Genomic DNA, 12466 nt, shown 5'->3' on the forward strand with positions numbered 1-12466 from the left:
GCAATCTCCTCATTCATTAACTACGAAGGGTTATTAATAATGCTGTCATGGCTAAAAGTAACAGGATCGCTAATGTATCCTTACTATCCCACTTCAGCTGGCGGTAGCGTGTACGTCCTTCTCCGCCACGATAACCACGCACTTCCATTGCTGTTGCCAAATCCTCTGCACGCTTAAATGCGCTAACGAAGAGTGGTACTAGCAATGGTACAACGGCTTTAACACGTTCTTTTATTGGTCCTGTACTAAGATCCGACCCCCGCGCCATTTGTGCCTTCATAATCTTATCCGTCTCATCCATTAGTGTAGGGATGAAGCGAAGTGATATTGACATCATTAGTGCTAACTCATGAACAGGTAATTTTAATTTTTTGAATGGATTCAACAGAACTTCTAATCCATCTGTAATTGAAATCGGTGAAGTTGTTAGCGTCAAAATGGATGTCATAAATACTAATACTAAAAATCTAATAGAAATGAAAATACCTTGCTTCAAACCCTCTTCATATATACTGATGAACTTCCAATGATAAAGCAGTTCACCTTCCTTCGTAAAGAAAATATGAAGTAAGAATGTAAATGCCATTAATATAATAACCGGCTTCAAGCCATTTATTAAAAAGTATAATTTAATACGCGAAACAAAAATAACAAGTAATGTAAACACAAACAGCGCTGCATACGTCACAGGATTGTTCGCTAAAAATACGATAATGATAAATGCGAATACAAATAATAGTTTCGAGCGAGGATCTAATTTATGCACGAAGGAATCCCCTGGCATAAAGCGGCCAAAAATCATTTTCTCCATCATTGACCCGCACGCTCCTCTCGAACAGCTTCCGCAATTGCTGACGCGAGCTCTTCTTCCGTTAGACAAAGCGTTGGTAACTTGCGACCGACCTTCTCTTCAAATTCTCTCTGGAAACGTACAATACGTGGGGGCTCTAATCGATACTTCGCCAATTGCTCAGCATTACCAAAGATTTCTTCTGGATTTCCTGTTAGTACACATTTACCTTCATGCATAATTGCAATTCGGTCTGCATAACGTGCCGCATCTTCCATACTATGTGTCACAAGGATTGTCGTTAAATTTCTTTCCTTGTGAAGCTGTAGGAATAAATCCATAATTTCTTTACGGCCTCGAGGATCAAGTCCTGCTGTTGGCTCATCAAGGACAATTACTTCTGGTTCCATAGCGAGTACCCCTGCAATAGCAACTCGTCGCATTTGACCACCCGATAAATCAAATGGTGATTTATCAAGTACCGTAAGAGGTAAACCTACGAGCTCTATTAAGTGCTGCGCACGTTTTGTCGCTTCGTCTTCAGAGATACCAAAGTTCATGGGACCAAAAATAATATCTTTTAAAACCGTTTCTTCAAATAACTGGTGTTCGGGAAATTGAAATACAATCCCTACTTTTTGACGAACCGGTTTTAAATCCTTCGCCTTTTTACCAGCTGTAATAGTCTTGTCCCCTATTTGTATAGTACCTCCAGTAGGTTTTAAAAGGGCATTTAGATGCTGTAATATAGTAGACTTCCCTGAACCCGTATGACCAATAATTGCTTGATAGCTACCTGAAGGAATAGCCAATTCAACATCAAATAACGCTCTCTTTTCAAAAGGCGTTCCTTGTGCATAAGCATAACTTACTTTTTGAAGTTGGATGTCCATAAGTCATTCACCAGCTCTTCTTCTGTCATGTGCTCACCTAGAAGCTTAACACCATTTTGTTTTAAAAGCTTTGTTAGCTTCATAGCAAATGGTAGATCTAATCCAAGCTCTACTAATTGGTCGCCTAAAGCGAAAATTTCAGATGGTGTTCCTTCAGCAAATTTCTTGCCACCATTCATAAATAACATACGATCAGCTAAAATAGCTTCTTCTAAATCATGCGTAATTGATAGGACCGTTAAACCTGTCTCTTCACGTAATGCTTGTACAGTAGCAAGTACTTCAGCACGACCTTGAGGATCAAGCATTGATGTCGCTTCATCCAAAATCAGTAATCTCGGTTTTAGTGCAAGTGCACCTGCAATGGCCACACGTTGCTTTTGACCACCTGATAGATGCTGTGGCTCATGGTTTAAAAACTGATCCATCTTTACCTGTCTCAGTGCTTCATGTACACGTTTAACCATTTCTTCATATGGTATACCGTTGTTTTCAAGTGCGAACGCAACATCATCCTGTACAGTCGCTCCAACAAACTGATTATCAGGATTTTGGAATACCATACCCATTTGAGATCTTATATCCCAAAGATTTTCTTCCGTTAATGACTGATTCAAAACCTTAATTGTTCCTTCTTGTGGGAACAATAAGCCGTTCATAAGGCGCGCGATTGTAGATTTGCCAGATCCGTTATGGCCAACAATCGCAATCCATTCGCCTTCATGTACAGAAAATGACACGTCTTCAACCGCGTTCTTAATATCCGGTTCATCCGGAGAATATGAAAATGTTATGTGATCCAGTGATAAGATTTCATCCATATGCTCAAACTCCTCTCGCTCAACTTCGCTCTGCTGTTCTCTCTAACTTACACTGTTTTATGTATGAATACTAGCTGAAAAGATTCTACATTAGAAAAATACGACTTTTGCTTATAACGGCGAAAGTCGATTCTCTTCATTACTAATATTTAGTGGACATGAGCAAGGGCTCTTCCAAATTAAATAAAAAAGCGCGCACCCCATTCAGAGAAATGCGCTTTGTTTCGTATCTCCGTTCTTAAAGTTGCTCAGACTTTAAGAGTGAATGAGGTGCGTAGAGCTAAACGAGACGGCACTTAAGTCCGCTCATCATAACACTCTGCTTTTAAATTTGTCGTATAAATCAAAATTCTAATTTTTAAAAAAAGAGGGTGCAGTTCAAATAGCTATGAACCAAACACCCTCCTCCGCATCGTATGATTAAACTAGTTCAATCACAACTACAGGCGCACCGTCACCGCGGCGAGGTCCCATTTTCATAATGCGTGTATAACCGCCTTGGCGTTCAGCGTAGCGTGGTGCTACATCATCGAACAATTTTTGCAAAGCGTAAACTGTTGATTCATTGCCTTCAGCGTCAGTTGTAGTAGCTAATTCACGACGAATAAATGTAGCTGCTTGACGACGAGCATGCAAGTCTCCGCGTTTGCCTAAAGTAATCATTTTCTCAACAACCGAACGTAATTCTTTAGCACGAGTTTCTGTTGTTTCAATGCGCTCGTTGATGATTAAATCAGTAGCTAAATCGCGTAACATCGCTTTACGTTGAGAACTTGTACGTCCAAGTTTTCTGTAACCCATGGATGTTTCCCTCCTTTGTTCAATAACTGATCAGTCTTTTATATAAAAGTTCGCTTAGTCTTCTTCGCGTAACCCTAAACCAAGCTCTTCTAACTTCGCTTTTACTTCTTCTAATGATTTACGTCCTAGGTTACGAACTTTCATCATGTCGTCCTCAGACTTGTTAGCAAGTTCAAGGACAGTGTTGATACCTGCTCGTTTTAAACAGTTGTAAGAACGCACAGAAAGATCAAGCTCTTCGATAGTCATCTCTAAGACTTTTTCTTTTTGGTCTTCTTCTTTTTCAACCATGATTTCAGCAGTTTGTGCCTCGTCTGTTAAACCAACGAAGATATTTAAGTGCTCGGTTAATATTTTTGCTCCGAGCGAAATCGCCTCTTTAGGACCGATGCTACCATCTGTCCATACATCTAGAGAAAGTTTATCGAAATCAGACGATTGTCCAACACGAGTATTTTCTACTTGGAAGTTGACGCGTGAAACTGGAGTGTAAATAGAGTCGATCGGGATCACGCCAATTGGAAGATCCTCGCGTTTGTTTTGATCAGCAGGAGTGTAACCACGTCCACGTTGCGCATACATACGCATACGAAGATGACCATTTTTAGCAATAGTTGCAATATATAGATCTGGGTTTAACACTTCAACGTCACTGTCATGCGTAATATCCGCAGCAGTTACTACTCCGTCACCTTTGAAATCTATTTCGATGACTTTTTCTTCATCAGAATAGATTTTTAGAGCTAGCTTTTTAATGTTCAAAATAATTGATGCAACATCTTCTACAACGCCCTCAATAGTAGAGAATTCGTGTAGTACGCCGTCAATTTGGATTGAAGTAACAGCAGCTCCTGGTAAAGAAGACAGAAGGATACGACGTAAAGAATTTCCCAAAGTGTTTCCATATCCACGTTCAAGTGGTTCTACAACAAACTTGCCGTATTTGGCATCATCGCTGATCTCAACGGTTTCAATCTTTGGTTTTTCAATTTCGATCATTCAAATTTACCCTCCTTCAAAACATCGAATGTATGATTTTTATTTCCTACATAAAATCGAATGTCTAATCAATCATGTGTCTGCACAATTCAGTTTGTACAAGAAATGAGATTCTCAATCAATAGATTGAGATTCATCAATTATACACGACGACGTTTTGGTGGGCGACAACCGTTATGTGGAACTGGAGTTACATCTTTAATTGCTGTAACGTCTAAACCTGCAGCTTGAAGCGCACGAATAGCAGCTTCACGACCTGCACCAGGACCCTTAACAGTTACTTCTAAAGTTTTTAAACCATGCTCGATTGATGTTTTAGCAGCAGTTTCAGCAGCCATTTGTGCAGCAAAAGGAGTTGATTTACGAGAACCACGGAATCCTAAAGCACCTGCACTTGACCAAGAAACAGCGTTACCTTGCATGTCAGTGATGGTTACAATTGTATTATTAAATGTAGAACGGATGTGAGCAATACCAGATTCGATATTCTTTTTCACACGACGTTTACGAGATTGTTGTTTACGTGCCATGTTAAGAAGAAACCTCCTTTACCGATTATTTTTTCTTGTTCGCTACAGTTTTACGAGGACCTTTACGCGTACGCGCATTGTTCTTCGTATTTTGACCGCGAACAGGTAAACCGCGACGGTGACGGATACCACGGAAAGATCCGATTTCCATCAAACGTTTGATGTTTAAAGAGATCTCACGACGAAGATCACCTTCTAGTTTGTATGTGTCTAATTGTTCACGGATTTTGTTAAGTTCGTCTTCAGTAAGATCGCGAACTCGAGTACTTTCAGAAACACCTGCTCCAGCAAGAACTTGCTTAGCAGTAGTGTTACCTACTCCGTAAATGTAAGTTAATGAAATTACAACGCGTTTGTCGCGAGGAATGTCAACACCAGCAATACGTGCCATATACGTTGTGCACCTCCTTCAAATTAACCTTGTTTTTGTTTGTGTTTAGGATTTTCACAGATTACCATTACTTTACCGCGTCGGCGAATAACTTTACATTTTTCGCAGATCGGTTTCACAGATGGTCTCACTTTCATCTAACCTAACCTCCTTAGTGGTCCGGAGTGCAAAAGATTATTTAAAACGGTATGTGATACGACCGCGAGTTAAGTCATATGGAGATAACTCAATAGTTACTTTATCTCCAGGCAAGATGCGAATAAAGTGCATACGAATTTTGCCTGATACATGAGCAAGAACTGTATGACCATTTTCTAATTCTACCTTAAACATCGCGTTTGGCAAAGTCTCAACAACTGTGCCTTCGATTTCAATTACATCGTCTTTCGCCATCGACCCTGTCTCCCTTCTATATGCAATTCAGGTTCCCATCTTCAAATCAAACGGAATTTGCTTCAAGTTTTTTTCTTTCATGAAAGAAACGACTCGTCTCAACATATGTTTGGATTGTATGAGAGATGTTCGAAAGACGCTCATCAGGTTTCGCTTCTTACAACCCATGGATTTGACTTTCCGTTTGAACCTTGTTTCCCTCATGTCAACATGACCATCCGGAATTGCCTTGGATAAGATCCTTCCATACCCGTTTACACAGATGCTTCCACGAAACCCATTATACCCTTTCAGAACTAGGATTGCATCAAGGACAAAGGGTATCCCGTATACCGATACATCTAATTCATCAGTGCATAGACCGGGCACAATATGCTTTTGCAGCTCTCGAAAATACATTTCCGTTGCTACCGCATACTCCCCGCGGAGGCAGTTATCTGCACCCGGGATTCGGGTATTAGTTGCGGCTGCCCTGTAATAGAGCATCTACGTCAGCAAAAACATCTGAGATATCTTGCTGTCCGTTGATATTTGTTAACACGTTTTTAGCTTGATAAAAATCAAGTAAAGGTTGTGTTTGTTTGATATTTACTTCCAGGCGATTAGAAACCGTTTCTGGATTATCGTCAGCTCTTTGATAAAGTTCTCCTCCGTCTTTATCACAAATGCCTTCCTCTTTAGAAGGATTAAACAATAAGTGATAAGCAGAGCCACATACTTTACAGATACGACGACCTGTTAAACGTTTAATCAACTCTTCTTGTTCTACTTGAATATTTACTACATATTCTATTCTCTTACCAAGATCAGATAAAATATTATCTAACGCATCAGCTTGTTCAATAGTACGTGGAAAACCATCTAGTAGGAAGCCTTGATCACAATCAGGTTGGCTTAAGCGTTCGCGAACGATTCCAATCGTCACTTCATCAGGTACAAGAGCACCTTTATCAATAAACGATTTCGCTAAAAGACCTAATTCCGTACTACCTTTAATAGCTGCACGGAACATATCGCCTGTAGAAATATGAGGGATTGCGTACTTCTCAACAATTTTATCTGCTTGAGTGCCTTTACCAGCACCAGGCAAACCCATCAAAACGATATTCATACGGAGAGAGCCCCCTCAAGTTATTGTGAAGGTTTAAGGAACGAAAATCGTCCCTAAAAACCAACATTATTTCATGAAACCTTTGTAGTGGCGTTTCACAAGTTGTGATTCTAATTGTTTCATCGTTTCCAGTGCAACACCGACAACGATTAGTAGACTAGTACCGCCAATTTGAGCCGATGCTGGAAGCTTCGCAACATTAATGAAAATGATTGGAAGAATCGCAACAAGCGACAAGAAGATCGCACCTACAAACGTTAAGCGATATAAAACAGTTGTTAGATAATCTTGAGTGCTTTTACCTGGACGAATGCCCGGAATATAGGCACCTTGCTTTTTCAAATTATCCGCAACTTTTTCAGGATTCACTTGAACGAACGCATAGAAATATGCAAACGCTACAATTAACGCTACATAAATGATCATCCCAACTGGTTGAGAATAATCAAACGTTCTTTCAATGAACTGAGTTGCTTTATTATCTCCAAAGAAAGTCGCAATTGTTCTAGGCGTTACGATAAACGCAACAGCAAAGATAACTGGGATAACCCCAGCAGCATTTACTTTCAATGGTAAATGAGATTGTTGTGCACCTCTTTGAGCACCAGCACGTTTTGCATATTGAATAGGAATTTTACGCAACGCTTGTTGAACGTAAATAACACCTACAACAATTACAAGAGCGGCCAATACAATAAGAGCCATTACGATAATACGGATGAACAATTGCTCTCCCGCATTTTCGAATTGTGAAGCATAAATTTGATTCACAGTGTTTGGCAATGCAGCTACGATACCTGCGAAGATGATAATGGAAATACCATTTCCTACACCTTTTTCAGTAATTTGCTCACCTAACCAAAGTAAAAATGCAGTACCAGCAGTTAACACAATCGCAATTGTTAAGTACGTCATAACACCCTCATCTTTAATCAATGAACCGCCGTACATACGGTTAAAACCGTAAGACATTGCGATTGATTGAATAAATGCAAGGATAATTGCGAAGTAACGTGTAAATTGAGCGATTTTACGTCGACCAACTTCACCTTGTTTTGACCACTCGGTGAACTTTTGGACAACATCCATTTGCAATAGCTGAACTATGATTGAAGCCGTAATGTAAGGCATTATACCCATAGCAAAAATCGAGAAGTTTGACAAAGCTCCCCCACCAAATGTATTTAAGAAACCAACTAAACTATATTGATCAGTGGCTTTTAATACATTGGCGTCGACGTTTGGTACCGGTATAAACGTTCCAAGACGGAATACGACCAACATCAAAAGAGTGAAAATGATTTTATTTCTAATATCTCTCACGCGCATAAAGTTAGAGATTGTTTGAAACATTAAATCACCTCGATTTGTCCGCCGGCATTCTCGATTGCTTCTTTAGCAGAAGCTGAGAATTTATGAGCTTTAACAGTAAGCTTTTTCTCAACAGTTCCATTACCTAGAACTTTGATTCCAGCTTTCTCGTTGCTCACAACACCAGTTTCAATTAATAAAGCTGGTGTTACTTCTGTGCCGTCTTCAAAACGATTTAAAGCGTCAAGGTTTACGATAGCGTATTCTTTACGATTAATGTTCGTAAATCCACGTTTAGGTAAACGACGGAACAATGGGTTTTGACCGCCTTCAAATCCTGGACGAACGCCGCCGCCAGAACGAGAATTTTGACCTTTATGCCCTCTACCAGAAGTTTTACCGTTACCAGAACCGATACCACGACCTACGCGGTTACGTTCTTTACGTGAACCTAAAGCAGGTTCTAACTCATGAAGTTTCATATGGGTGGCACCTCCTTGTTATTGATTTTTCGAATTAAATCTCTGTAACAGTAACTAAGTGTGCTACTTTAGTGATCGCACCGCGAACAGCCACATTGTCTGGATGTTCAACAGTATGATTTACTTTACGTAAGCCAAGCGCTTCGATTGTTTTACGTTGAGCAGGTTTAGTACCGATTAAACTTTTAGTAAGGGTAATTTGTAGTTTAGTTGACATATTATTTCCCCCCTTAACCTAATAGTTCTTCTACTGATTTACCGCGAAGTTTTGCAACTTCTTCAGCATGTTTAAGTTCAGATAAACCTCTAACAGTAGCGCGAACCATGTTAATTGGCGTATTTGAACCAAGTGATTTTGAAAGAATATCAGTGATACCAGCAAGCTCTAATACAGCACGAACTGGACCACCAGCGATAACTCCAGTACCCGGAGCAGCAGGTTTAATCATGATGTTACCTGCACCGAAGCGACCCATGATTAAGTGTGGTGTTGTACCACCAACACGTGGAACTTCGATCAAGTTTTTCTTCGCATCTTCTACTGCTTTGCGAATTGCATCAGGTACTTCCTGAGCTTTACCTGTACCGAAACCAACATGGCCATTACGGTCTCCAACCACTACTAGTGCAGTGAAGCGGAAACGACGTCCACCTTTAACAACTTTAGCAACGCGGTTGATCGTAACAACGCGTTCTTCAAGTTCTAGTTTGTTTGCGTCAATGCGACTCATGAAATGTGTACCTCCTTCTTATTAAAATTCTAAACCATTTGCACGTGCAGCTTCAGCTAAAGCTTTAACACGTCCATGATATAAGTAACCACCACGGTCAAATACAACAGCTTTGATGTTTTTTTCCGCAGCGCCTTTAGCGATAGTTTCACCGATTTTTGTAGCAGCTTCTAAGTTACCAGCAGTTCCTTCAAACTCTTTATCCATAGTTGAAGCACTTACTAGTGTTAGGCCTTTAGAATCATCGATAATTTGCGCGTAAATGTGTTTGTTTGAACGGAATACGTTTAAACGTGGACATTCAGCAGTACCAGTAATTTTAGAACGCACGCGCGCATGACGTTTTTTACGAACTTGATTCTTATCTTGTTTCGTAATCACAGAGGTCACTCCTTTCTAATGCTTTAAGCAGCATTATTTACCTGTTTTACCTTCTTTACGACGAACGAATTCGCCTTCATAACGAATCCCTTTACCTTTATAAGGCTCTGGTGGACGTACTTGACGGATGTTAGAAGCAAGTGCTCCAACACGTTCTTTGTTAATCCCTTTAACGATAACTTTAGTGTTTGAAGGAACTTCTACAGTTACTCCTTCTTCAGGTGTGAACTCAACTGGATGTGAGTAACCTACGTTCAATACAAGTTTAGTTCCTTGTAATTGAGCACGGTAACCTACACCAACTAATTCAAGTGCACGTTCAAATCCTTCAGAAACACCAGTGATCATGTTTGCTAAAAGAGCACGAGTTGTACCATGGTTAGTACGGTGGTCTTTTGACTCAGAAGGACGAGATACTGTAATCACGTTACCTTCTTGTTCAATTTTCATATCTTTGTTAAAAGAGCGAACAAGTTCACCTTTTGGTCCTTTAACAGTTACTGTGTTGTCAGCAGCGACAGTTACAGTTACAGTAGCCGGTACCTCGATTGGTTTTTTACCTACGCGAGACATTTATGTTGCACCTCCATTCTTTTGTTGCTAATTACCAAACGTAAGCTAAGATTTCTCCGCCAACTTGTTTAGCGCGAGCTTCTTTATCAGTTAATAAACCGTTTGAAGTTGAAACTAAAGCGATTCCTAGTCCGTTCAACACTTTAGGTACTTCGTTAGTTTTCGCATAAACGCGTAAACCTGGTTTAGAAATACGTTTTAATCCTGTAATAACACGTTCGTTTTCTTGGCCATATTTTAAGAAGATACGGATGATACCTTGTTTGTCATCTTCTACATACTCAACGTCACGTACAAAACCTTCACGCTTAAGAATTTCAGCGATCTCTTTTTTGATATTAGAAGCCGGAACCTCTAATTTCTCGTGACGGACCATGTTAGCATTACGAATGCGTGTAAGCATATCTGCAATCGGATCTGTCATTGTCATTACATTTACCTCCTTCCCAAATTAGGGGATTACCAGCTGGCTTTTTTCACGCCAGGAATTTGTCCCTTATATGCAAGTTCTCGGAAACAAATACGGCAAAGTTTAAATTTGCGGTATACAGAGTGTGGACGCCCACAGCGTTCACAACGAGTGTATTCTTGCACTTTAAACTTTTGCGTGCGTTGTTGTTTAACGATCATTGATTTTTTAGCCACGTTTTCGCCCTCCTTGTTTTATTACTTTTGGAACGGCATACCGAATTGAGTTAGTAACTCGCGAGCTTCTTCATCAGAGTTCGCAGTAGTTACGATAACGATATCCATACCGCGTACTTTAGAAACTTTATCGTAGTCGATTTCTGGGAAGATTAATTGCTCTTTAATACCAAGAGTATAGTTACCGCGACCGTCAAATGCTTTTTTAGAAACACCACGGAAGTCACGTACACGTGGAAGAGAAACAGCGATTAGTTTATCCAAGAATTCATACATACGCTCACCGCGTAATGTAACTTTCGCACCGATTGGCATTCCTTCACGAAGACGGAAACCTGCGATAGATTTTTTAGCTTTAGTTACAACAGGTTTTTGACCTGCGATTAATGCTAATTCTTCAACAGCTGAGTCAAGTACTTTAGAGTTTTGAACTGCGTCACCAACACCCATGTTAATAACGATCTTGTCAACTTTAGGAACTTGCATAACTGATGTATATTCAAACTTGCTCATAAGAGCAGGTGAAACTTCGTTTACAAATTTTTCTTTTAGGCGGCTCATGTGTTTGTACCTCCCTTCTCTATTACTTATTTATCGATTACTGCACCTGATTTTTTTGCTACACGAACTTTTTTGCCATCTTCGATTTTATAACCTACGCGAGTCGGCTCGCCAGATTTTGGATCGATTAGCATTACGTTCGAAACGTGAATTGCTGCCTCTTGGCTGACAATTCCACCTTGTGGGTTAACTTGGTTAGGTTTCACGTGTTTTTTGACGATGTTTACACCTTCAACTAGTACACGATCATTTTTAGGGAAAGCAGCAAGAATCACACCTGTTTTGCCTTTTTCTTTACCTGAAATAACCTTTACCTTGTCGCCTTTTTTAACATGCATTCTGTCGCACCTCCTTGATTGGCACTTTCATGAAAATTAAAGAACTTCCGGAGCTAAAGATACGATTTTCATGAAACTGTTATCACGTAATTCACGTGCTACAGGACCGAAAATACGAGTTCCGCGTGGTGATTTGTCATCTTTGATGATTACACATGCGTTCTCATCGAATTTGATGTAAGTACCGTCTTTACGACGAACGCCGCTTCTCGTACGAACGATTACAGCTTTAACTACTTCACCCTTCTTGACAACGCCACCTGGTGTTGCTTTCTTGACAGTACATACGATTACATCACCGATGTTCGCAGTCTTACGTCCAGAACCTCCAAGTACTTTGATAGTTAATACTTCTTTCGCACCTGAGTTGTCAGCAACTTTTAAACGGGTTTCTTGTTGGATCACTTAGGTTACCTCCCTTCGGACGTTGTTAGTTCCGAAATTTAATTAGATAATAACCGCTTTTTCTACTACTTCAACCAAACGGAAACGTTTAGTAGCTGATAGCGGACGAGTTTCCATAATGCGGACGATATCTCCAACTTTTGCTTCGTTGTTTTCATCATGCGCCTTGAATTTCTTAGAGTATTTTACACGTTTGCCATAAAGCTTATGCTTTTTGTGAGTTTCAATTAAAACTGAGATAGTTTTATCCATTTTATCTGAAACTACGCGGCCAGTGTAAACTTTGCGTTGATTACGCTCAGTCATGCTG

Annotated in this window: 22 protein-coding genes; all 22 read right to left on the minus strand. The window is 40.0% G+C overall.

Features of this window, described 5'->3' with window-relative positions; genetic code table 11:
- Window positions 1-16 precede the first annotated feature (16 nt).
- The 22 genes from AC3IS5_RS19935 to rpsQ all read right to left on the minus strand — a co-directional run bounded on the left by AC3IS5_RS19935 (window position 17) and on the right by rpsQ (window position 12462).
- Window positions 17-814 carry an energy-coupling factor transporter transmembrane component T family protein gene (locus tag AC3IS5_RS19935; protein ID WP_489425939.1) on the minus strand — a complete coding sequence of 266 codons (798 nt, stop codon included), beginning with the start codon at window positions 812-814 and terminating at the stop codon, window positions 17-19.
- Window positions 811-1683 carry an energy-coupling factor ABC transporter ATP-binding protein gene (locus AC3IS5_RS19940; RefSeq protein ID WP_489425940.1) on the minus strand — a complete coding sequence of 291 codons (873 nt, stop codon included), beginning with the start codon at window positions 1681-1683 and terminating at the stop codon, window positions 811-813. The genes AC3IS5_RS19935 and AC3IS5_RS19940 overlap by 4 nt, the downstream gene beginning before the upstream one ends.
- On the minus strand, window positions 1659-2504 hold the full coding sequence (locus tag AC3IS5_RS19945) for an energy-coupling factor ABC transporter ATP-binding protein (RefSeq protein ID WP_489425941.1): 846 nt from the start codon (window positions 2502-2504) through the stop codon (window positions 1659-1661). The genes AC3IS5_RS19940 and AC3IS5_RS19945 overlap by 25 nt, the downstream gene beginning before the upstream one ends.
- A gap of 420 nt (window positions 2505-2924) precedes the next feature.
- Entirely contained in the window at window positions 2925-3305 is a 381-nt protein-coding gene (rplQ, locus tag AC3IS5_RS19950; protein ID WP_038179125.1) for a 50S ribosomal protein L17, read from the minus strand.
- 54 nt (window positions 3306-3359) lie between these two features.
- Window positions 3360-4304: a DNA-directed RNA polymerase subunit alpha gene (locus tag AC3IS5_RS19955; RefSeq protein ID WP_038179123.1), complete on the minus strand. Its 945-nt coding sequence runs from the start codon at window positions 4302-4304 to the stop codon at window positions 3360-3362.
- Window positions 4305-4444: 140 nt separating this feature from the next.
- A complete protein-coding gene (rpsK, locus tag AC3IS5_RS19960) occupies window positions 4445-4834 on the minus strand; it encodes a 30S ribosomal protein S11 (RefSeq protein ID WP_053418552.1) in 390 nt (129 codons plus the stop codon).
- Between the two features lie 25 nt (window positions 4835-4859).
- The gene (rpsM, locus tag AC3IS5_RS19965) at window positions 4860-5225 is read right to left on the minus strand and encodes a 30S ribosomal protein S13 (RefSeq protein ID WP_038179120.1); all 366 of its coding nucleotides are present in this window, start codon (window positions 5223-5225) and stop codon (window positions 4860-4862) included.
- A gap of 23 nt (window positions 5226-5248) precedes the next feature.
- Complete coding sequence (gene rpmJ / locus AC3IS5_RS19970) at window positions 5249-5362, minus strand: 50S ribosomal protein L36 (RefSeq protein ID WP_000868344.1); 114 nt, start codon at window positions 5360-5362, stop codon at window positions 5249-5251.
- 37 nt (window positions 5363-5399) lie between these two features.
- Entirely contained in the window at window positions 5400-5618 is a 219-nt protein-coding gene (gene infA, locus AC3IS5_RS19975; protein ID WP_038179110.1) for a translation initiation factor IF-1, read from the minus strand.
- A gap of 457 nt (window positions 5619-6075) precedes the next feature.
- Window positions 6076-6729, minus strand: coding sequence for an adenylate kinase (locus AC3IS5_RS19980; protein WP_489425942.1), 654 nt, complete (start codon window positions 6727-6729; stop codon window positions 6076-6078).
- Window positions 6730-6795: 66 nt separating this feature from the next.
- On the minus strand, window positions 6796-8082 hold the full coding sequence (gene secY / locus AC3IS5_RS19985) for a preprotein translocase subunit SecY (protein WP_489425943.1): 1287 nt from the start codon (window positions 8080-8082) through the stop codon (window positions 6796-6798).
- Window positions 8082-8522 (minus strand): 50S ribosomal protein L15, encoded by a 441-nt coding sequence (gene rplO / locus AC3IS5_RS19990; protein ID WP_489425944.1) that lies wholly within the window; start codon window positions 8520-8522, stop codon window positions 8082-8084. Before rplO ends, secY begins: the two co-directional genes overlap by 1 nt.
- Before the next feature lie 34 nt (window positions 8523-8556).
- Window positions 8557-8739 carry a 50S ribosomal protein L30 gene (gene rpmD, locus AC3IS5_RS19995; RefSeq protein WP_038179101.1) on the minus strand — a complete coding sequence of 61 codons (183 nt, stop codon included), beginning with the start codon at window positions 8737-8739 and terminating at the stop codon, window positions 8557-8559.
- A 13-nt stretch (window positions 8740-8752) separates the two neighbouring features.
- Entirely contained in the window at window positions 8753-9253 is a 501-nt protein-coding gene (rpsE, locus tag AC3IS5_RS20000; protein ID WP_038179099.1) for a 30S ribosomal protein S5, read from the minus strand.
- Between the two features lie 21 nt (window positions 9254-9274).
- Window positions 9275-9634, minus strand: a complete 360-nt coding sequence (rplR, locus tag AC3IS5_RS20005) for a 50S ribosomal protein L18 (protein WP_038179097.1) — start codon at window positions 9632-9634, stop codon at window positions 9275-9277.
- Between the two features lie 33 nt (window positions 9635-9667).
- Complete coding sequence (gene rplF / locus AC3IS5_RS20010) at window positions 9668-10207, minus strand: 50S ribosomal protein L6 (protein WP_489425945.1); 540 nt, start codon at window positions 10205-10207, stop codon at window positions 9668-9670.
- A 31-nt stretch (window positions 10208-10238) separates the two neighbouring features.
- A complete protein-coding gene (gene rpsH / locus AC3IS5_RS20015) occupies window positions 10239-10637 on the minus strand; it encodes a 30S ribosomal protein S8 (protein WP_038179093.1) in 399 nt (132 codons plus the stop codon).
- A gap of 29 nt (window positions 10638-10666) precedes the next feature.
- Window positions 10667-10852, minus strand: a complete 186-nt coding sequence (gene rpsN, locus AC3IS5_RS20020) for a 30S ribosomal protein S14 (protein WP_008406949.1) — start codon at window positions 10850-10852, stop codon at window positions 10667-10669.
- A 21-nt stretch (window positions 10853-10873) separates the two neighbouring features.
- Complete coding sequence (gene rplE, locus AC3IS5_RS20025) at window positions 10874-11413, minus strand: 50S ribosomal protein L5 (protein ID WP_193738011.1); 540 nt, start codon at window positions 11411-11413, stop codon at window positions 10874-10876.
- A gap of 26 nt (window positions 11414-11439) precedes the next feature.
- Window positions 11440-11751 carry a 50S ribosomal protein L24 gene (gene rplX, locus AC3IS5_RS20030; protein WP_038179088.1) on the minus strand — a complete coding sequence of 104 codons (312 nt, stop codon included), beginning with the start codon at window positions 11749-11751 and terminating at the stop codon, window positions 11440-11442.
- 36 nt (window positions 11752-11787) lie between these two features.
- Entirely contained in the window at window positions 11788-12156 is a 369-nt protein-coding gene (gene rplN, locus AC3IS5_RS20035) for a 50S ribosomal protein L14 (RefSeq protein WP_489425946.1), read from the minus strand.
- Window positions 12157-12198: 42 nt separating this feature from the next.
- Window positions 12199-12462 (minus strand): 30S ribosomal protein S17, encoded by a 264-nt coding sequence (rpsQ, locus tag AC3IS5_RS20040; protein WP_038179084.1) that lies wholly within the window; start codon window positions 12460-12462, stop codon window positions 12199-12201.
- Window positions 12463-12466 lie beyond the last annotated feature (4 nt).

This window comes from Viridibacillus sp. KH_047, assembly GCF_057838945.1.